Source organism: Nostoc cycadae WK-1 (genome assembly GCF_002897135.1).
In the GTDB taxonomy this organism is placed as follows: Bacteria; Cyanobacteriota; Cyanobacteriia; order Cyanobacteriales; family Nostocaceae; genus Nostoc_B.
Genome location: NZ_DF978423.1, coordinates 314806 through 335726, shown reverse-complemented (window position 1 = coordinate 335726; position 20921 = coordinate 314806). Strand labels below are relative to the sequence as shown.

At 40.2% G+C, this 20921-nt stretch carries 11 protein-coding genes; 3 read left to right on the top strand and 8 right to left on the bottom strand.

Annotation, left to right across the window (positions count from 1 at the left end; all coding sequences use genetic code 11):
* Positions 1–42 precede the first annotated feature (42 nt).
* Positions 43–1107, bottom strand: coding sequence for an S-methyl-5-thioribose-1-phosphate isomerase (gene mtnA, locus NCWK1_RS05710; RefSeq protein WP_103124033.1), 1065 nt, complete (start codon positions 1105–1107; stop codon positions 43–45).
* Positions 1108–1206: 99 nt separating this feature from the next.
* Here mtnA and NCWK1_RS05705 point away from each other — a divergent pair, with 99 nt between their 5' ends.
* The 3 genes from NCWK1_RS05705 (at position 1207) to NCWK1_RS05695 (ending at position 10698) form a co-directional block, all read left to right on the top strand.
* Positions 1207–2313, top strand: a complete 1107-nt coding sequence (locus tag NCWK1_RS05705) for a TRAP transporter substrate-binding protein (protein ID WP_103124032.1) — start codon at positions 1207–1209, stop codon at positions 2311–2313.
* Between the two features lie 331 nt (positions 2314–2644).
* The gene (locus NCWK1_RS05700; protein WP_103124031.1) at positions 2645–8713 is read left to right on the top strand and encodes a hybrid sensor histidine kinase/response regulator; all 6069 of its coding nucleotides are present in this window, start codon (positions 2645–2647) and stop codon (positions 8711–8713) included.
* Positions 8710–10698 carry an ATP-binding response regulator gene (locus NCWK1_RS05695; protein WP_096581052.1) on the top strand — a complete coding sequence of 663 codons (1989 nt, stop codon included), beginning with the start codon at positions 8710–8712 and terminating at the stop codon, positions 10696–10698. The genes NCWK1_RS05700 and NCWK1_RS05695 overlap by 4 nt, the downstream gene beginning before the upstream one ends.
* A 77-nt stretch (positions 10699–10775) precedes the next feature.
* On the opposite strand, the gene NCWK1_RS05690 is transcribed toward NCWK1_RS05695, so the two are convergent.
* The 7 genes from NCWK1_RS05690 to NCWK1_RS05655 all read right to left on the bottom strand — a co-directional run bounded on the left by NCWK1_RS05690 (position 10776) and on the right by NCWK1_RS05655 (position 20825).
* The gene (locus NCWK1_RS05690) at positions 10776–12113 is read right to left on the bottom strand and encodes a TRAP transporter large permease (protein WP_096581050.1); all 1338 of its coding nucleotides are present in this window, start codon (positions 12111–12113) and stop codon (positions 10776–10778) included.
* Positions 12097–12651 carry a TRAP transporter small permease subunit gene (locus NCWK1_RS05685; protein ID WP_103124030.1) on the bottom strand — a complete coding sequence of 185 codons (555 nt, stop codon included), beginning with the start codon at positions 12649–12651 and terminating at the stop codon, positions 12097–12099. Before NCWK1_RS05685 ends, NCWK1_RS05690 begins: the two co-directional genes overlap by 17 nt.
* Positions 12652–12798: 147 nt before the next feature.
* Positions 12799–14271, bottom strand: a complete 1473-nt coding sequence (locus NCWK1_RS05680; RefSeq protein WP_103124029.1) for a pentapeptide repeat-containing protein — start codon at positions 14269–14271, stop codon at positions 12799–12801.
* 283 nt (positions 14272–14554) lie between these two features.
* Complete coding sequence (locus NCWK1_RS05675; RefSeq protein ID WP_103124028.1) at positions 14555–15271, bottom strand: pentapeptide repeat-containing protein; 717 nt, start codon at positions 15269–15271, stop codon at positions 14555–14557.
* Between the two features lie 877 nt (positions 15272–16148).
* Positions 16149–17273 carry a hypothetical protein gene (locus NCWK1_RS05670; protein WP_103124027.1) on the bottom strand — a complete coding sequence of 375 codons (1125 nt, stop codon included), beginning with the start codon at positions 17271–17273 and terminating at the stop codon, positions 16149–16151.
* A 110-nt stretch (positions 17274–17383) separates the two neighbouring features.
* A complete protein-coding gene (locus NCWK1_RS05665; RefSeq protein WP_096585359.1) occupies positions 17384–18244 on the bottom strand; it encodes a nitrate ABC transporter ATP-binding protein in 861 nt (286 codons plus the stop codon).
* 577 nt (positions 18245–18821) lie between these two features.
* Positions 18822–20825: an ABC transporter ATP-binding/substrate-binding protein gene (locus NCWK1_RS05655; protein WP_096581040.1), complete on the bottom strand. Its 2004-nt coding sequence runs from the start codon at positions 20823–20825 to the stop codon at positions 18822–18824.
* Positions 20826–20921: the final 96 nt, after the last annotated feature.

Below are 20921 nucleotides of genomic sequence, written 5' to 3'. Positions count from 1 at the left end.
ACCGAGGCTGAATGAGAATTTGCATAAAAACAGTAATGATAGTTAGTTAACACACTGTTTTAACTGGTACTTAGCTAAATCGCCAGGTGCAAATGCTCCATTTTCTGTAATTATGGCTGTGATTAACTCGGCTGGGGTGACATCAAAAGCTGGGTTGTAAAATTCCACACCTTCTGGAGTGAGTCTGGTGTCGCCAACTTGATAAATTTCCTCTGGGTGACGTTCTTCAATGGGAATGAGACTACCATTAGCTAATGCAAAATCAACGGTAGAAAACGGTGCCGCAACAAAGAAGGGTATATTATGGGCTTTGGCAACGATCGCTAAACTATAGGTACCAATTTTATTGGCTGTGTCACCATTCGCCGCAATGCGATCAGCACCCACAACGACAGCATGAATCAAACCCCGCTGCATACAATGGGCGGCCATATTATCGGTAATCAAGGTCACAGGTATATTTTCCTGCACACATTCCCAAGCTGTGAGTTTTGCGCCTTGTAAGCGGGGGCGGGTTTCGTCGGCAAACAACCGTTCTAAGCGCCCTTCGCGCAACGCAGAACGCACTACACCCAAGGCTGTACCATAACCAGCAGTTGCTAACGCGCCAGCATTACAGTGAGTCAGTAAAGTGAGTTTTTCGGGTGTTTTAGGCAACACAGTTAAACCATGATCGCCCATCGCTTGACAAGTTTGCAAATCTTCCTCATTAATGGCTTGAGCTGTGTGAAATAAAACTTCTTTGATATCTTCGACGCTTCCTTCAGTTGCGTGGGCAGTATTTAACATCCGGCTAATTGCCCAAAATAAGTTTACCGCCGTGGGACGAGTCTCTCGTAATAATTGGGCGACTGTTTCTAATTTATTTAAGAATTCAGTGCGTTCGCTGGTGATAATTTCTCTCGCCCCAAGATACATACCATAGGCCGCAGCCACACCAATTGCTGGCGCACCCCGCACAATCATGGTTTTAATCGCCAGCGCCATATCTTCACTACGATGAATTTCGACAAAGGCGTATTCATTGGGTAAACGAGTTTGGTCAATGAGTGAGACTGAATCGTTGTGCCAAATAACCGGATAAACTTGGTTTGCAGAATTTGTCATAAAAGAAGTTAGCTTGAGAAAGTGAAGTAGGCGATCGCAAAGGTGTGAAAATTTAAAGACTGCAATGTTGACAGTCAATTATTAACATTACCAAGCATGATGAAACGCCGAAAGATTTTAAACACAGCTGCTTTAGCCACAGCCACGGCTGCAACCCTAGCGGCTTGTAGTCGTAGCACTACATCTCCTGGAGTGCAAGCTGGACTCCCAACTGTTCGCTGGCGCATGGCCACTAGTTGGACTAAAAGTTTGGGGACTTTTATTGGTGCAAAAGTAGTTGCAGAACGTGTTAAGCAAATGACTAACGGTCGTTTTACAATTACCCCCTTCGCCGCTGGTGAGTTAGTCCCCGGACTGCAAGTTTTAGATGCTGTCCAAGCCGGAACAGTAGAATGTGGTCACACAGCCAGTTATTATTACATTGGTAAAAGTCCGGTTTTAGCTTTCGCCACCTCTGTACCCTTTGGTTTAAATGCCCAACAGCAAAATGCTTGGTTATATCATGGCGGTGGCTTAGAAGCGATTCAGAAAATCTACGCCAGTTTTAACATTATTAATTTTCCCGCTGGTAACACTGGGGCGCAGATGGGGGGATGGTTTAAAAGAGAAATTAAAACTTTAGACGACCTCAAAGGGTTAAAAATGCGAATTCCCGGCTTAGGCGGACAAGTAATGTCGCGTTTGGGTGTGAATGTACAAGTTTTACCAGGAGGCGAAATTTATTTGTCACTTGACCGGGGTGCAATTGATGCGGCTGAGTGGGTAGGCCCTTACGATGACGAGAAACTGGGTTTAAATAAAGCTGCGAAATATTATTACTATCCGGGTTGGTGGGAACCAGGCCCTTCTTTGGATGTGTTAGTAAATCTGAATGCTTGGAATAAGTTACCCAAAGAGTATCAGGAAATATTCAAGACAGCGACTTTTGAAGCCAACATGAATATGCTCACCGAGTACGATACTTTGAATGGTGCAGCACTTGCGAGATTGATTGCTGGTGGTACACAACTTACTCCCTATAGCCAAGATATATTACAAGCTGCACAGCGAATTGCTATTGAGATATATGAAGAAAATGCCAGTAAAGATCCCAACTTTAAACAAGTTTACGAACAGTGGAAAAACTTTCGCCAACAAGTTTATAACTGGAATCGTGTGAATGAATTGAGTTACGCCAATTTTGTCACTTCTACTAATAGCCAGTAATAGCTTCCCCACACAAAGCACAGCTGCGTGTGGGGATATTAAGTTTGCTGTTGAGTGCAGTTATTTATCTGGGTGGCGATCGCCCAAAAAATAGTCAATCAAAGCAGTTTATTTGTATTAGGATGAAGATACATCAGTTCTATACCCATGATTTATCCCCATTTTTCTAGGGTGGGCAATGCTGTTAGTTCCAAAACAACCAATTTTGATGTTATCAGCATTGTCCGCCTGAACATTATTGAGCATCACATTAAAAAAATATTTAGTAATACCAAAATAGTGCCTTGAACACTGATGTCAATATTTAGCTCACGCAAGTGACAAAATAAATATGAGTATTATTCTTGCCGAATACAATCTCATCAAAGTTCTTTATGATGACATAAATACCTGTATTTACCGTGCGTTTAAAGAATCAGCACAAATATCAGTAATCATCAAAACTTTTAAAACTTCTTATCCTACAATCGAGCAAATCACTCGCATTCGATACGAGTATCAAATACTGCAATCTTTGGCAATAGCAGGAGTGATTCAACCTCTCGCTTTAGAAAGTACACAAAACGGACTAGCGCTGATATTAGAAGATTTTCCTGGCGAAATACTTCAGGATTTTATCAACACAAACACTTTAGAATTACACGATTTTTTACAAATAGCAATTCAATTAGCCTTAACACTATCTCAGTTACATCAAAATCAAATTATTCATCAAGATATCCAACCTCGCAATCTTTTAATTAATCCTAATACTAATCAAATCAAAATTATAGATTTTAGTAGTGCTTCACGCCTATATCAAGAAACTCAGACAGTGAATCATCTCAATTTGCTAGAAGGTAGTCTTGCTTATATGTCCCCAGAGCAAACTGGGAGAATGAATTGTTCAATAGACTATCGCACTGATTTGTACTCTTTAGGTGTAACATTATATCAAATTTTGCTTGGCAAACTGCCTTTTGAGGTAAATGACCCCTTAGAAATAATTCATTCTCATATTGCTAAAATACCCATACCACCTCAAGCTTTAAATGCTCAAATTCCTCCAGCAGTTTCTCATATTATTATGAAATTATTAGCAAAAACTGCCGAGGAAAGATATCAAAGTTCCTTGGGTTTAAAAGCTGACTTGGAATTATGTTTAAACCAGCTACAAGCAACTGGTAAAATTGAGAATTTTGTTGTTGGTCAACTTGATTTATCTAGTCAATTACTGATACCACAAAAACTTTATGGGCGAGAGCAAGAAGCTGCTCAATTGATAAATATATTTGAGCGAGTTAGTTCAGGTACAACTGAATTAATGTTAGTTAGCGGTTATTCGGGAATTGGTAAATCTTCTTTAGTTAATGAAGTTTATAAACCCATTATTCGCCAGAATGGTTATTTTATTGCTGGGAAATTTGACCAGTATAAACGCCATATACCTTATGCGGCATTGATTCAAGCTATTCAAGAATTAATCCGCCAGATATTAACAGAAAATACTGAAAAAATAACCAACTGGAAAAGCAAAATTTTATCAGCAGTTGGGGTTCACGGTCAAGTGATTATTGATGTGATTCCTGATATCGAAAAAATTATCGGGACTCAGCCTGAAATCCCAGCATTAGGAATAAATGAATCGCAAAACCGCTTTAATAGATTATTTCAACAATTGATTTATGTATTTTCGCAAGCAGAACATCCACTAGTAATTTTTTTGGATGACTTACAATGGGCAGATGTAGCATCTCTCAAGTTAATTCAAATACTGATGAGTGACAGCGAGAGTCAATATTTATTATTAATAGGTGCATATCGTGATAATGAAGTGACTCCGACTCATCCCTTAATCTTAACTCTAGAGGAAATACAAAAAATTGGTATAAATGTCAATCGTATTGTGCTTCAGCCTTTAGAAATTTGGCATATCCAACAATTAGTTAGTGATGCACTTAAAAATCGCCCAGAAGAGTCACTAGAAATAGCTAATTTAATCTTTAATAAAACCCAAGGTAATCCATTTTTTGTTACCCAAATGCTCAAGTCTCTTTATCAAGAGAACTTATTATTTTTTGATTTTAATACAGCATCTTGGCAGTGGAATCTTGCCATGATCAAAAACATTGAGATTACCGATAATGTCATTGAATTGATGGTCAATCAAATTCAAAAATTATCACCTACTACCCAAAGAATTTTGCAATTAGCTGCTTGTATCGGTAATAAATTTAATTTAGATGTTTTGAGTATTGTTAACCAAAAATCATGGACAGCAACAGCAACGGAACTTTGGGAGGCTTTACAAGCAGGGTTGATTTTACCTTTAGATGCCTCTTATAAAATACCTCTAGTTTTGAATGAACAGCCAGAAGCAAAATTACTAACAGACTCGTTACAGCAACCAATTACCTATAAGTTTTTACATGACCGTGTACAGCAAGCATCTTATTTGCTAATTCCTGATGTGGAAAAAAAAGCTACACATTTCCAAATTGGTCGATTACTTTTACAACAAACATCACGAGAAGAGCAAAAAGAACATATTTTTTCTTTAGTAAATCACTTAAATTATGGTATCGATTTACTAACATCAGATTCAGCAAAATATGAGTTAATTGAACTCAATCTAATTGCAGGTAAAAAAGCGAAAGCCGCTGCCGCGTATGAGTCTGCTGTGCGTTATTGCAAGATAGCTTTGAGCTTATTAACACCTGTCAGTTGGCATCAGCAATATGAACTAACATTAAACTTACATCAGGAAGCAGCAGAATCGGCATTTTTAGACGGTGACTTTGAGCAAATGGAGTTATTAGCTGAGGTAGTATTACAACAAGCTAAAACGCAACTGGAAAAAGTGAAGATTTATGAGTTACGAATCAAAAGTTGTGAAGTTCAAAGAAAACTAATTGCAGCAGTAAAGCTTGGTTTGGAAGTTTTGGAAATGTTAGGAGTAACACTCAACCAAGCACCGACTGAGTTAGATATTCAGCAAGCTATTCAAGAAACTACAACTTACTTAGCAGGTCAAGGAATAGAAGATTTAATTAATTCGCCTTCAATGACAGATGCTCACAAACGAGCAGCAATGAGACTAATAGCAAGTTTAGTACCTGCTGCTTATCAATCTGCACCTGCATTATTTATTTTGATGGCTTGTCAACAAATAAACTTATCTATTCAGTATGGAAATACACCGTTTTCAGCGAGTGGTTTTGCTGATTTTGGTGTGGTTTTGAGTGGTTTATCACAAGATATTGAAGCGGTTGATCAAATTGGAAAATTAGCTTTAAGCTTATTAGAATGCTTAGATGCTTATGAAGTGAGAAGCCAAGTTTTATTTAAAGTTGGCACTTTTATAATTCATTGGAAACATCATGTGAGAGAGACTTTACCACTTTTAGAAGATGCTTACTTGAGTGGATTAGAAGCTGGGGATTTAGTACATACAGGTTATTCAGCCGCTAATAAGTGTCAATATGCCTACTGGAGTGGTGGGGAATTAACCAACCTAGAACAGGAAATGGCAAAATATAGTAAGGCGATCGCGCAAATTCATCAAGAGACTGCCCTAAAATGGCATCAAGTCTTTCATCAAGCAGTTTTGAATTTAATTGGGCTATCAGAAGAACCTTGCCTTTTAATTGGTGAAGCTTACAACGAAGAGCAATTGTTACCCTTCCACATCCAATCAAATGAGCGCACAATTATTCATTATGTATTCCTCAATAAATTAGTTCTTTGTTATCTATTTGGTGACTTTGCTCAAGCTGTGGAAAATGCCAGCAAAGCCGAACAATATTTAGATGGCGTAACAGGGTGGTTAAATGTACCATTATTTTATTTCTACGATTCTTTAGCACAACTGGCCATCTATCCATCAGTTTCATCTACACATCAAAAACTGCTGCTAGAGAAAGTGCAAACTAATCAAGCAAAAATGCGGAAATGGGCAGATCATGCACCGATGAATTTTCAGCATAAGTATGAGCTTGTTGAGGCAGAAAAAGCCCGCATCATTGGTCAATATTGGCAAGCAATGGCAAATTATGACAAAGCTATTGCTGGGGCTAAAGCACAAGGATATATCCAAGAAGAGGCTCTCGCCAATGAACTAGCCGCAAAGTTTTATTTTGCCAGTGGTAGAGAAAAAGTCGCCCAGATATATTTTACGGATGCTTACTATGGATATAGTAACTGGGGTGCGATCGCCAAGTTGAGAGATTTGGAAGCTAAATATCCCCAAATTGTCGGACGACTGTGGGAACGTCAAACGCTAAATTTAGACAAAAATCAGCTGATGCACTCGATAAATCACAATATGAGTGGAGCTTTTGATTTAGCCACAGTCATGAAAGCGTCCCAAGCTCTTTCTGGGGAAATTGTTTTAGACAAACTACTAGCTAAATTGATGCACATTTTGCTAGAAAATGCTGGAGCAGAAACAGGGTCTTTAATTTTAGCTAAAGCTGATAATTTATTTATTGAAGCATCAGGTAGGTTTGGTCAAACTGAAATCAATGTGCGACAGTCAACTCCGGTAGAATCTAGTCAGAATTTGCCAATATCGCTAATTAATTATGTGCAGCGATCGCGGGAAAATGTTGTTCTCAACGATGCTACTTCTGAGAGCGTATTTACAACAGATAATTATATTGTCTTACATCAACCAAAATCTATTTTATGTAGCCCGATTGTGAATCAGGGTAAGTTGGTTGGTATTCTTTACTTAGAAAATAAATTAATTGCTGGGGCATTTACACCAGCAAGATTAGAAGTTTTACAACTTTTATCATCACAAGCAGCAATTTCTTTAGAAAATGCCCGTCTTTATCATGATTTAGCAGAATATAATCGGACATTAGAAACAAAAGTTAAAGAACGCACTTTAGAATTACAAGCAAGAAACTTACAACTACAACAAGAAATTCAAGAACGGCAAAAAGCCGAAGAAGTCGCCGCCGATGCTAACCGCGCCAAGAGCGAATTTCTGGCGAATATGAGTCACGAACTACGTACACCTCTAAATGGAATTTTAGGTTATACACAAATATTTAAAACAGATGACTCTTTGAGTAGTCAACAACGGAATGGTGTAAACATTATTCATCAGTGTGGTGAACATCTTTTAACATTGATTAATGATATTTTAGATATTTCTAAAATTGAAGCTCGGAAAATGGAGCTAGAGTTGAAAAAATTTAATTTTTCAGCATTTTTAGATGGGGTTATAGAAATTTGTCGGCTACGTGCAGAAACTAAAGGGATAGGTTTAATTTACCAACCTCTTGGTTATCTACCTGAGTTAATTTGTGGTGATGAAAAACGCTTACGGCAAGTTTTAATTAATTTATTAAGCAATGCCGTAAAATTTACAAAAAAAGGTAGTATAACTTTTAAAGTCGGCTCTATAAATCAGGACGGAGACTGGATAATAGATACAGATAAACTTGCTGCTCAATCTCCACAGTTGAAAATTCGCTTTTTAGTAGAAGATACAGGAATTGGCATTGCTCAGGAGCAATTAGAAGACATATTTCTGCCATTTAAACAAGTGGGTGAGGATAGTTTAAAAACGGAAGGAACCGGATTAGGTTTAACAATTAGCCGTCAATTGGTGCAGATGATGGGGGGCAAATTATTTGTTAAAAGTGAACTGGGCAAAGGCAGTATTTTTTGGCTAGATTTAGAATTACCAGAGGTTGAACAACTGAGCAATGTTGATATTAATGAACTGAATATTATTGGTGTTGCTGGAGCTAAACGCAAAATTTTAGTTGTAGATGATAAATGGGAAAATCGCTCAGTTTTGGTCAATATTTTAGAGCCTTTAGGATTTGAAGTTTTGGCGGCTAGTGATGGCTTAGAGTGTTTGCAGAAAATACCTGAATTTCAGCCAGACTTGATTTTGATGGATTTAGTGATGACAGGAATGGATGGTTTTGAAGCTACCCGTCGCCTGAGATTGTTACCAAATTTTCAGGAAATAGTCGTAATTGCCGTATCAGCAAGTGTGTTTGAGTTTAATCAACAAGAAAGCCGAAAAGTTGGGTGTGATGATTTTCTACCCAAACCTATCCAAAAAGCCGAACTTTTAGAAAAGTTACAAGTTCACTTGGGATTGGAATGGGTATATGAAGACAAGGTAAGAAAGATGAAGGATAAACAAAAAAGTTCAATTTATCCTTTACACTTGACATCTCAGGCTGCGATTGTGCCTCCTCCCGCAGACGAACTAGCAATGTTGCTAGATTTGGCTATGCGGGGTGACTTAAGAAGTATCGCGGAACAATCGCTCAAACTAGAAGAACGGGAAGAGAAGTTACAACCTTTTGCTACTCGTTTATATCAACTAGCAAAAGGTTTTAAAGGGAAACAAATATTGGAGTTTCTCCAAAAGTGTTCTGAGGCTTTATGAAAAATGATTTTAATAAATCGGGTGTCATTTTAATTGTTGATGACACTCCCATTAATTTAGAAATGCTGTTTGATTTTTTAGGTAAAGCTGGATTTACAGTATTAATTGCTGAAGACGGCGAAAGTGCGATCGCCATAGCAGAATATGGTAAACCAGACTTAATTTTGTTAGATATCCTCATGCCGGGAATCGACGGTTTTGAAACTTGTCGTCGTCTGAAAGCCAAGGAAGCAACTCAAGATATTCCGGTGATTTTCATGACAGCACTTTCAGAAACTTTAGATAAAGTCAAAGGTTTTGAATTGGGTGCAGTCGATTACCTCACCAAACCACTCCAACACCAAGAAGTATTAGCCAGAATTCAACTACATCTCAAGTTGCGAACCCTTACCAAAACCCTGCAAGAGCAAAATCTACGCCTAGAAACCGAAATTGCCGAACGTTTACAAGTTGAAGAAAAAATCCGCGAACAAGCAGCTTTGTTAGATGTTACTAGCGATGCAATTATCGTTAAAGATTTTGATAATCAAATTTGTTTTTGGAACCAAGGCGCTGAACATTTGTATGGCTGGAAAGCTACAGAAGTAATGGGTGAGAATGTCAATCAGCTTTTGTACACGCCAGAAACTTTATCGCAAATACAAAATATTTATGCAAGTATAACTGAGTCTGGCTTTTGGCAAGGAGAATTAAAACAAGTTAACAAACAAAGACAGGATGTGATTGTGGCTAGTCGTTGGACATTAATGTGCGATCGCCATAACCAACCAACATCAATTTTGACCGTTAATACTGATATTACCGAAAAAAAACATTTAGAAAGTCAAATTCTCCGCGCTCAACGTCTAGAAAGCATCGGTACACTAGCCAGTGGTATCGCTCACGACTTGAACAATATTCTGACTCCCATTTTGACTGCTGCACAACTGCTACAACTCAAAATGCCTAACACTAACGAGCGCAATCAGCAGATGTTGAAAACCATCGAAGCTAATTCTAAACGTGGAGCCGCTTTAGTCAAGCAAGTTTTGCAGTTTGCGCGGGGAGTGGACGGTCAGCGTAGCATTGTACAAGTCAGCCATCTATGCTCCGAAATCCAGCAAATTGTCCAAGAGACTTTTCCCAAATCAATTGAATTAACACAAAACATTCAGCCAGGACTTTGGGCTGTGATTGGAGATGCAACACATCTCCATCAACTGCTGATGAACTTAGTAGTTAATGCCCGTGATGCCATGCCTAGAGGCGGTAATATTAAAATCTCGGCGGAAAATCTCTTAATAGATGAACAGTATGCGCGAATGAATCTAGATGCGCGTGTCGGCGCTTATATTGTAGTAACTATTGCAGATACAGGTATGGGGATGCGGTCAGAGATTATTGATAGAATTTTTGAACCGTTTTTCACCACCAAAGAAATTGGTAAAGGTACGGGATTAGGTTTGTCTACTGTTAGAGGTATAATTCAAAGTCATGGTGGTTTTGTGAATGTGTCTAGTCACGTTGGCAGAGGTACAGAATTTAAAGTTTTCTTGCCAGCAGTGGAAGTAGCAAATACACTTTTAGGGGAAGACTTAGAATTACTCAAAGGTAATGGAGAATTAATTTTAGTAGTTGATGATGAAAGTGGAATTTTAGAAACCACCAAGATTTCTTTAGAAACTTACAACTACAGAGTATTAACAGCTAGTAATGGTATTGAAGCGATCGCTCTTTATGCTCAACACGAAGACGAAATTAGTCTCGTGTTGATGGATATGATGATGCCATCAATGGATGGCGCTACTGCTATTAGTACGATGCAAAAAATGAATTCTCAAGTCAAGGTGATTGCTGTTAGTGGTTTGACAGCCAGTAGTAAATTAACCAAAATGCCTGGAGTGAAACAATTTATTCCTAAGCCATATACAACAAAAGATTTGTTGCAGACCTTACACAGCATTCTTGTACAGTCATCTCGAAACCCAGAGAGTGTGGCTAAATAGTAGATATAGCAAAGTGCTGAATACAAACCCATTTACTTTAAAGCTTTGGGCAATCAACATCGCCCGTATTGATGATGTTAACTGCCCAAAGAAGGTAAGAAACTCACAATTTGCGGGAAGACAATAATTAACAATACAACTAACAATTGCAGCAGAATAAATGGTACTACACCGCGATAAATATCCGATGTTGTAACTTCCGGGGGTGCAACACCACGGAGATAAAATAAAGCAAAGCCAAAAGGTGGTGTTAAAAACGAAGTTTGCAGATTTGCTCCTAGCACTACACCATACCAAACTAAATCGATGCCTAATTGCTGGGCAACAGGCACAAATAAAGGTATGACAATAAAGGCAATCTCAAAAAAGTCAATAAAGAAACCGAGGATAAACACCACCATCATACTGACGGCTAAAAAGCCAACTTTGCCACCAGGAAGATTGGCGAGGACATCAAACATAAATTGATCGCCGTTTAATCCCCGAAATACTAAGCTGAAAGCTGTAGAACCAAATAAAATAAACACCACCATACTGGTGATTCGCAAAGTGGTATCACAGACTTGACGCAGAGATGATAAAGTGAGATTACCGTTAGCAGCAGCCAAAGCGATCGCCCCTACACAACCAACGGCACCGGCTTCCGTCGGGGTAGCAATACCAAAAAAGATACTCCCTAACACCAGTAAAATCACAACCAAAGGCGGCAACATCACCTGTATTACTCTTTTGCCCAAAGCTTTACCGCCAATTTCCCGCACTTCCGCAGGTAAGGCTGGTGCGGCATCCGGCTGCAAAAATGCCACAATTAGCACATGAAGCGCAAAGGCACTGGCCATCATCAAGCCGGGAATCACCGAACCAATAAACAAATTCCCCACAGATACACCAAGTTGGTCGCCTAAAACTACCAAAACCACACTCGGCGGAATAATTTGTCCTAAAGTACCCGATGCTGCAATGACACCAGTGGCTAATTGTTTGTTATAGCCATAGCGCAACATAATTGGCAGGGAAATCAAACCCATTGCTACTACTGTGGCAGCAACTACACCCGTAGTAGCTGCCAGCAAAGCTCCCACCAACACCACCGCTAAGGCCAGTCCTCCACGCAACCGTCCTAATAAAATCCCCATCGTTTCTAAAAGCCGTTCCGCTATGCCAGATTTCTCTAGCATTGACCCTAGAAATATAAAGTAAGGAATAGCTAAAAGGGTGTAATTAGCCATAATGCCAAATATCCGCTGTGGCATGGCAGTGAGAAATATCGGGTCAAATACACCCAAGCTAATTCCCAATAAGCCAAATACAATGGCCACACCACCTAGTGAAAATGCTACTGGATATCCCAAGGATAAAAACACCAAAGCACCCGCAAACATTATTGGCCCTAGCCATTCATAAGCCAGTGTCATGTTGTTCCTCCTCTGCTTCTAGTCTGCCTTGGATAATTGCCCAGTTTTTAATTGCCTGAGAAATTCCCTGAAAAATCAACAATACAAAGGCGACAATAATCATCGCTTTAATTGGGTAACGTGGTAAACCACCAGGATCAGGTGAACTTTCCTGAATCTGCCAAGAAGCAATGATTGTATCCCAAGAAAAAACTATCACCATCACGCAGAAGGGAATCAGGAAAAATATCGTACCCACGAAATCTGCAATGGCTTTGCGCCGACGTTGCCAATTACTATAAAAAATATCTACACGGACGTGTTCGTTGTGCTTGAGAGTGTAAGCGGCTCCTAGCAAAAAAACTAAATCAAAAATATACCATTGAGCTTCGATATAAGCATTGGAGGTGAGGTTGCTACCAGTAAATCGCCCCAAATATCGCCCGATAACATTCCATACCCCCAGTATGACCATGACTAATATGAGCCAACTGGTAAATCGACCGATAAATTCTGTACAGGTGTCAATAATTTTTGAGATTTTTAAGAGTTTTTCCAATGGTGGTATTACCTCTGTCGTGAAAATGGGGTGTAGGGGCTAAGGGGTGTAAGAATTTTTTATGTTTGGTTTTAAGATTTTCTCATAAATCGCTGATTTGAAAGTGCTGAGTAATATATTTTCCCCCTGCCCTCTGCCCCCTGCCTTCTAACTCGATTGTCGCCAGTGGGTAGGGGCTTCGACATCATCAGGTAGACGGGTTGTGCGATCGCCTACTGCCATGCCAATCTGTTGTGAGTCTAAATTTTTCACACCTGTGAGAATTGCGCCTTCTAATTTGACATCACACAGGTTTGTACCAAATAAATTCGCGCCGATGAGGTTGGCTTGAGACAAGTTAGCTTCATATAAAACTGCCCGATTCAAGTTGGCTCCCATCAGGTTTGCTTGATATAAATCAGCTTCTGTCAAACTCGCTTCGGTGAGGTTGGCAAAGAAAACTTCTGTTTGCTGGAGTTTGGCAGCGTTTAAATTTGCCCCAGACAAGTTAGCACCATTCAAGTTTGCTCCTTGTAGGTTAGCGCCAATCAGTCCAGCTAAATGCAAATTCGCTTTACCCAACTTTGCCCCTTGTAAGTTAGCCAAAAATAACTTTGCACCAGAAAGGTCAGCAACTTTTAATGTTGCTTGTTGTAAATTAGCTTTATACAAATTTGCCCCTTGTAAGTTGGCTGTACGCAGACTTGCGCTTTGAAGATTTGCTGCACGCAAGTTTGCCCCTTGCAAATTAGCTCGATTCAAGTTTGCCCCTTGTAAGTTGGCTTCTCGCAAGTTGGCTTTTTGTAAATTGGTTTCATAAAGAATTGACCGCACCAGTTTTGCATTGTGGAGGTTGACTCCAGAGAGATTAGAACCGCGCAAATCTGAGCCGGAAAGGTCTGCACCGCGTAAATCTGCTCTTTCTAAATTGGCTCCTAGTAAGTCTGCTCGCCGAATATCGATGCTGCGTAAATCTAATTTTTGACTTTCTAATTCTAATAACGAATTACGTCTGCCAATGATTGTCAGTGCGGCTTGCACATCCCGACGGATTTTAGGTGCTTCTTCACTGTTGTGGCGTTCTCCGTGCTTTGTTGTCAGCACTCTGCTTTTTGGTTTGCCCCAATATATCGGCTGTGCATCTTCTTCTTTGAAGAGTTCGGCTTCTGTGGGAATACCTGTATTTTCCCGCACAAAAGCCGCGAGGATTTCCATGATTGTCCAATGTTCTTTGGGAAAGTCCTGGGCGATGCGTTCTAAAACATAAATTGCCCCGATGCGCGTTTCAATTCTTTCATGACCTAGCTGCGTAATAGCAGCCATAAATCTGTCTGCAATCAATCTATCTTGGGAAATTTGAGCATTTTGTATACTCAATTCGACATTCTTTTCCGAGGCGATCGCATTTTTCTGCATTGCCTCTGTCCGTTTACCTGCATAATAAGCATTAATCATCACTGCTAATCCTAAAAACATGATGGCAGTCGTGGTTAATGCTTGGGTTCTATATTGTATTTGCTGCGGAATTGATAACTCTTTTTTATTGGAGGCAGCAAAAACAATTATATTCAGTGCGATCGCCAATATAACTGTCGTACCTATCAACCAACGCAACATTTTGTCTGTCTTATTTGCAGACATAGGAATAATATTCCTCACAATACAGAATTATTACTTAGAGGTTGGGACGAGTATAACATTTCGCTAAAATTTTGAATATGCAGTTACGGCTTTTTATTGATAGTACTTTCATGACTTTAAGTTGTCTTTGTAATGATATTTTGACAACTTAGTATTTAATAATTAATATTTTCTTAATATTTACTAGTTTTTCACCCTGATCAGTAGCGGCACAAAGGCTTGAGTGTCAGTAAATTAATAGTAATGTCGAGAAAACATTCCTCTATTCAGCATTTATCATCTCTTATCCGGAAAATTTCGCCTCTCGAAAATTAGCTCCATCCAGGATGGCATCTTGCAGATTAGTTTGAAACAAATTGGCGAGATAAAAATTAGCCCTGACCAAATTTGCTTTTGCTAGGTTTGCTTGAGATAAATTAGCTGCACTGATAATTGCTTCGGAAAGGTTAGTACCAACAAGATTAGCCTCAGATAAATTAGCTGCGCTTAAAATTGCACCGCTGAGGTTGGCACCAGCTAGGTTAGATCCTGATAAATTAACTTGATAGAGGTTAGCACCAGCTAGGTTTGCACCACTGAGATTTGCTCCTCTTAAGTCTGTATGGCTTAAATCAATTTGTGCCGATTCTAAAGATTTTTGAGTGTCTCTTCTAATCATCACATTCAAAGCTGCTTGAATATCTGGGTGAATCTCCTCGTGAGCCTTGTGAGGAGAGCTTTCTCGCACAAAAGTGGCGAGAATTTCTATTATTTCCCCGTGATGTTGGTAATTATAAGTTGCTAATCTTTCTAATTCTAGAATTCCCTGTAATCTTATATCTACTGTTGGATGATGTAGCTTTTCTACTGCCAATCTTAAAAATTTTTTGATGCTGCCTTGAGAGACAAGATGCTGTTTATCTTGACCGTAAACTATCGCCAGGATGATATCTAAAAATAAGTTTTTATTAATTAAATAGTTTTTTACCGGATGTCCAAAATTGTTAATGTGTGTAAACATTTTCAAGATGTTAAGAAGATATTGTTGTGTTTTATTTTCCAAAAAGTATAAAGATTTCGTCATTCGTAAATATAATGATTATTTCAAGCTAATAGTGAGAAAATATCACTATGTCTAAAGAAAGAAATTCAAGTACATGCTTTAAAAGTTACTAGTATTTAACAGTAAAAATACTTTGTATAGTGTTTGCTATCTAAGTGAGGGACAAATTTATCTGCGTTTACTGCATTTATCTGGATAGTATAGAACAAGCAGTTTATCCCTATTAATCGGCTGTTGATGATTTTTTCATAGTTCACAAGATGAGAACATCCGCATCTAAGTATTTATTCAAAAATTAGTAATTTAAGGGGGTCGCCGCAGGTGGAGGGATCTGAATCTAGGCTGACAAAACCTTTATCCAAAAAGTATTGAGTTTAGTGCGATCGCACAATTGAAGGATACAATCGCTGAGGGGTAATTTTGTACCGCACCGAAGTTGGAAACGCTATAACTATTCTAAATATATAGAATAGTTAGCTTATGTTAAAACGCAGTTTTCTTGTGGCAATATTGATGTCTATTTTGGCATTTGTCAGTATCAGTAATATACCAACTGCTACGTTTTTTCTTAAATGTCTTAACTGTCCTTGCATACAGATTGAATTACTGATATACCTTTAATTGCAAAAATAGCGGAAACAGCTATTAATTTGGAAAACTCACTGCAAAATTACTTTATTCCATTGCAGCTTTAATCGATGAATTAGTCAAAGTAGATGCAGATTTTTACGCAACTATTCCTGGCATTCAAGCTTTCAATTTGTCCTGACATATCTGAATACCGCTATATTTTGAATTGCCAAGATTCACGAAAGGATTAAACCCCATTTATATCTTATTTCTCCTCTCCATTTCCTATCTGTAATATAGTAGTTTCTACTTGTTGATCATGGACTACTACAACAGATTTCCGGGTTCTATAAGGAATTTCTTCAATGGGTAAGTTATCGTTATCGAGGTCATCGTAAATTAGCCGCAAATGTTTTTCGCCCAGATGATGAAGTATCTTACCGTTGTATTTACTGGCATCTGCGCCTAAACCTTGGATGCGAATTAAACCATTAAATACTGTTGCTCTGGCTAGATAAATTACTGGGTCATCACGGAAGGGGACATTGACGGTAGTTGTAGCGGTGAGATGCGCCATACCTCTTTCGTCCATTTCTTTACCTAACGCGATCGCTGTTTTTTCTAATCCGCGAATGGCCACGATCGCCGCAGCAACGGCCATTGTAATATCTGTACCATCATCAGCGACAATTTGGCGAGAAGAGAGAAACTCATAATTCTCTTCTCCTAAGTCACGGCGTAGGCGTTGATGGACGATGTTACGGGGATTGAAGTGTGTCAGTGCGCCGACAATTGCTCCACACGCTGCGCGGGGTTCGCGCCACAAAGATTCTTGGGTTTTGCCGTAGATGAGTTGTTCTTCTAAATCTAACCGGCCGACATGAGTTTTTAAATCTATAGCCGCGAGGATAAAAGACTGGGGATTACCTGCATAAATTTGAGTGCGCCAAGTTTCATCTAATTGATGGGCAATAGTCACATGGGCTAAAGTTGCACCATCATCAGTACCGCCGCCAGTGGGGAAAAAAGTCTCTGTTTTTAACTCGCCAATTTCTGATAAAGTAGCGAACCGAGTAGCCACCACATCACGATAGGTTCTGGTTGATTCTCCTTGGTGAATGCGATCGCCACAGTTAGTATATGCCAATGTGGTGATCACACTGGGCAAACTCAAATCTGCGGCACAAGCTTTTAAATCCGAAATACTCGCCCCAGCGAATTGTAATTCATCTCGAAGTACTTGTAGACCATTCACCAGGGTATAGCGATCGCTGACAATCTCATTTAAGTAGATATTTTTGGCACTATCTTCTTGCCCAAAGGTAGCAGATAGTTCCCAAAACTTATTAATTCTGGCACTCGCTAAAGATGTATCAAATGCGGAAGACATAGTATTGACGGTAGAGACTGGGTAAAAAATAAAGCAAAAGAAGAAAGGTAAAATCACTATACCTTTTATCTTTTGCTATCAGGCTAACCTTTGTCGTGGAAAAAATTTTCTTAACCTACATCATCATGGGCAAAACGGTTGAAGAGGAAGTCTAAGGCATAGTTACGCAGCTTGTAATATTGTGGATCTTCCATGATGCGGGCGCGATCGCGGGGACGAGAAAAGGGAATTTCCATGACTTCGCCAATTTTGGCATGGGGGCCATTGGTCATCATCACTAATTTATCTGCTAAAAACAGCGCTTCATCAATGTCGTGGGTAATCATCAACACTGTGCAGCGATTATCATTCCAAATTTTTAGCAATTCTTCTTGTAATTCTTCTTTGGTAATTGCATCTAACGCCCCGAAAGGTTCATCTAAAATTAGCACTTTTGGGCGAATTGCCAAAGCCCGCGCAATAGAAACTCGCTGTCTCATACCGCCAGACATTTGCATGGGCTTTTTGTCCATTGCGTCAGCCAACCCCACCATTGCCAAGTTTTCCCGCACAATAGCCCTTTTCTCGGCTTCCATTTTGTTGGGGTAAACTGCATTCACCGCTAAGTAAATATTTTCAAATGCAGTCCGCCAAGGTAACAGCGCGTAGTTTTGAAATACAACCATCCGGTCTGGGCCTGGTTTGGTGATGGGTTGACCTTCGAGTAACACTTGCCCAGTTGTAGGAAAGTTAAAACCAGATACCATATTTAGCAGCGTAGATTTGCCGCAGCCAGAGTGACCAATGACGCAAATAAATTCACCCTGGTTAACGTTGAGATTCACACCATCAAGCACAGTGAAGGGGCCTTTTTTGGTGGGATAAACTTTGCTAACGTCTCTGATTTCGAGAAAATGTCTGCTATTGTCGGTCAGAGTTGGTAATGGTCTTCTGGAGGTGTCGGTGACGGTGGACAAATTGCGGTTTTGCATGGCGGTGGGTGAAGGGTGAAGTGTGTTGGGTGGAACTGGACTTTTCATAGCATTAGGAAAACCTCTCTCCAAACCTCTCTCCTGCGAGGAGCTAGGGTGTACACACAAGTCTTATAAAGTTGCCTAGTAGCCTTTCGATCCCCCCTAACCCCCCTTAAAAAGGGGGGAATTTTTCTTAAATCCCCCTTCAAAAGGGGGATTTAGGGGGATCAGATGATTTGTGTGTACACCCTAGCCTGCGAAGAGAGAGGCTTTGATTTCTCCCCCTTCCCTCTGAGGGAAGGGGGCTGGGGGGTTAGGTTTGTTCGTGAACTTGATGTTGAATTTTTGAGATGCGCGAATGAGCCTTTTATCTTCATTAATGAAGTTTTGAGCTTGGTAAATGAACTTTGAAGCTTGATTAATGAAGTTCAGATACTCTTTAATGGAGTGTTTAATATTTATTAATGAAGTTCGGAAGCTCATTAATGGAGTTCAGAGGCTTATTAATGAGGTTTAGATATTCATTAATGAAGTTCAAATACTCATTAAAGGAGTTCCAAGACTCATTAATGAGTCTCAAATACTCAACCGTCAGTTATGCAACTCTTCTAGTGGGTGAATCAAGAATGACTTCCGCAATGGAAAAGTCGCGTTTAATTGGCAAGCTGTTGAGATAGGCGATAGGGTCATCAGCATTAAAGGGAGTACCATCAAATAACTGAATGGGTTGGCGAGTATAGCTGATATCTAAACCTAATTCCCTGGCGGCAGTACTAAAAACGCGCACCCGACAAACTCGTTCTACAACTTCTACCCAATTTCTGGGGAAGGGAGTATCACCCCAACGCGCCAACTGACTCATAATCCAGATTTGTTCTGTGCGGCTGGGGCGGTTAATGGCAGACTCAGAGTAAAACTGGTGATGGGCGTAGTCGCGTAGGGGGTGGTCTATATCACAAACTAAGCTATCCGGGTCTTCTAGTTGGATGTACTCTAAATCAGTGCTGACGTAATCTCTCCCCGCTACAATTTTTCTGACTTCTTCGACGTTTTGGGGATCTGCACAGTATTGGCAAGCTTCTAACAAAGCTTTAGTTAAGGCAATGTGGGTGTTAGGATATTTTTCTGCCCAATCTTCCCGCACACCGAGAACTTTACCGGGGTGTCCTAACCAAACTTCTAAGTCTGTGGCGATGGTAAAGCCGACATTTTCCACGGCGGCGCGATAGTTCCAAGGTTCACCGACGCAATAACCGTCAATACTTTTGTTTTGCAAGTCAGCGACCATCTGGGCGGGTGGAATAATGTGCATATCCACATCCGTATCTGGGTCAATACCACCAGCCGCCAACCAATAACGTAGCAGCATATTGTGCATGGAGGCGGGATGGACTACGCCCATTGTGTGGCGTTGTTCGCGGGTGCGGAGTAAGTAATTTTTGAAGTCAGATAAGGTGCGGACACCTTCATCATAAAAGCGTTTTGCTAAGGTGATGGCGTTACCGTTGCGGGTCATGGTGAGGGCGGTAACTACGGGTAAGGGTTGGTTTTTATAACCGCCCAAAGTTAGCCACATGGGCATCCCAGAAGGCATTTGGGCTGCATCTAAATAACCGCCAGTGATACCGTCAACGATACCCCGCCAGCTACTTTCTCGCACCAAGTTCACTTCATCTAAGCCATGCTTGGTAAAGAAACCTTTTTCTTTAGCTACAGCGAGAGGCGCGCAAGCAGTGAGGGGTAAGAAGCCAATTTCTAAGTTAACTTTTTCTAAACCATGACGGGAAACATCCGCTGTTTTCCGCGCCCGCAGTTTCTTAATGCGTTTTTGCTGGTTGAGGAAGTAAATCATTTCACTCCGCAAGCTGTAGTAGCTGGGATGTTCCACAACTTCCATACGTTTGCGGGGTCTGGGGATATCAACTTCGAGGATGTCGCCAATTTTAGATTCGGGGCCGTTGGTCAACATAACAATTCTGTCAGACAACAGCACAGCTTCATCTACGTCATGAGTCACCATTACCGCAGTGACTTCATTTTCTTCGCAGATTTGCATTAACTGTTCTTGTAAGTTACCCCGTGTTAGGGCATCTAACGCACCGAAGGGTTCATCTAACAGTAATAGTTTAGGACGAATTGCTAAAGCCCGTGCGATCGCCACCCGTTGTTTTTGTCCACCAGATAACATTCCTGGTTGTTTGTCGGCGTGGGGACGCAAACCCACCATATCTATATGTTTTTCGACAATCGCCTTGCGTTCATCTGCGGGTAAACCATTCATCACTGAGTCTACCGCCAAGGCAATATTTTCTCTCACAGTCCGCCAAGGCAATAACGAATAATTTTGGAATACCACCATCCGGTCTGGCCCTGGTTTGGTGATTTTCTGCCCTTGCAGCGTCACAATACCTTCAGTGGGCAAATCCAAACCCGCAATCATATTTAATAATGTGGATTTACCGCAACCAGAGTGACCAATTAAAGAAATGAATTCGCCTTTTTTAATTTCCAGGTCAATACCTTTTAAAGCAATATATTGACCGCCGCCAGTTAAATTAAATACCTTATCAATTTGATCAACAGCAACGAATACGCTCATTTGTTATTTGTCCTTTGTCAATGGTCAAGAGTCAATGGTGAGCTAGTGCGTTGGGCGGGTTTCCCGACTTGAAGCAACTAGCGAACCCGAAGGGTC

Bases quoted from the DNA above. Each gene is read 5' to 3' on its own strand.
- mtnA (WP_103124033.1), bottom strand. From the start codon at position 1,107: ATGACAAATTCTGCAAACCAAGTTTATCCGGTTATTTGGCACAACGAT.
- NCWK1_RS05705 (WP_103124032.1), top strand. From the start codon at position 1,207: ATGAAACGCCGAAAGATTTTAAACACAGCTGCTTTAGCCACAGCCACG.
- NCWK1_RS05700 (WP_103124031.1), top strand. From the start codon at position 2,645: ATGAGTATTATTCTTGCCGAATACAATCTCATCAAAGTTCTTTATGAT.
- NCWK1_RS05695 (WP_096581052.1), top strand. From the start codon at position 8,710: ATGAAAAATGATTTTAATAAATCGGGTGTCATTTTAATTGTTGATGAC.
- NCWK1_RS05690 (WP_096581050.1), bottom strand. From the start codon at position 12,113: ATGACACTGGCTTATGAATGGCTAGGGCCAATAATGTTTGCGGGTGCT.
- NCWK1_RS05680 (WP_103124029.1), bottom strand. From the start codon at position 14,271: ATGTCTGCAAATAAGACAGACAAAATGTTGCGTTGGTTGATAGGTACG.
- NCWK1_RS05675 (WP_103124028.1), bottom strand. From the start codon at position 15,271: ATGTTTACACACATTAACAATTTTGGACATCCGGTAAAAAACTATTTA.
- NCWK1_RS05670 (WP_103124027.1), bottom strand. From the start codon at position 17,273: ATGTCTTCCGCATTTGATACATCTTTAGCGAGTGCCAGAATTAATAAG.
- NCWK1_RS05665 (WP_096585359.1), bottom strand. From the start codon at position 18,244: ATGCAAAACCGCAATTTGTCCACCGTCACCGACACCTCCAGAAGACCA.
- NCWK1_RS05655 (WP_096581040.1), bottom strand. From the start codon at position 20,825: ATGAGCGTATTCGTTGCTGTTGATCAAATTGATAAGGTATTTAATTTA.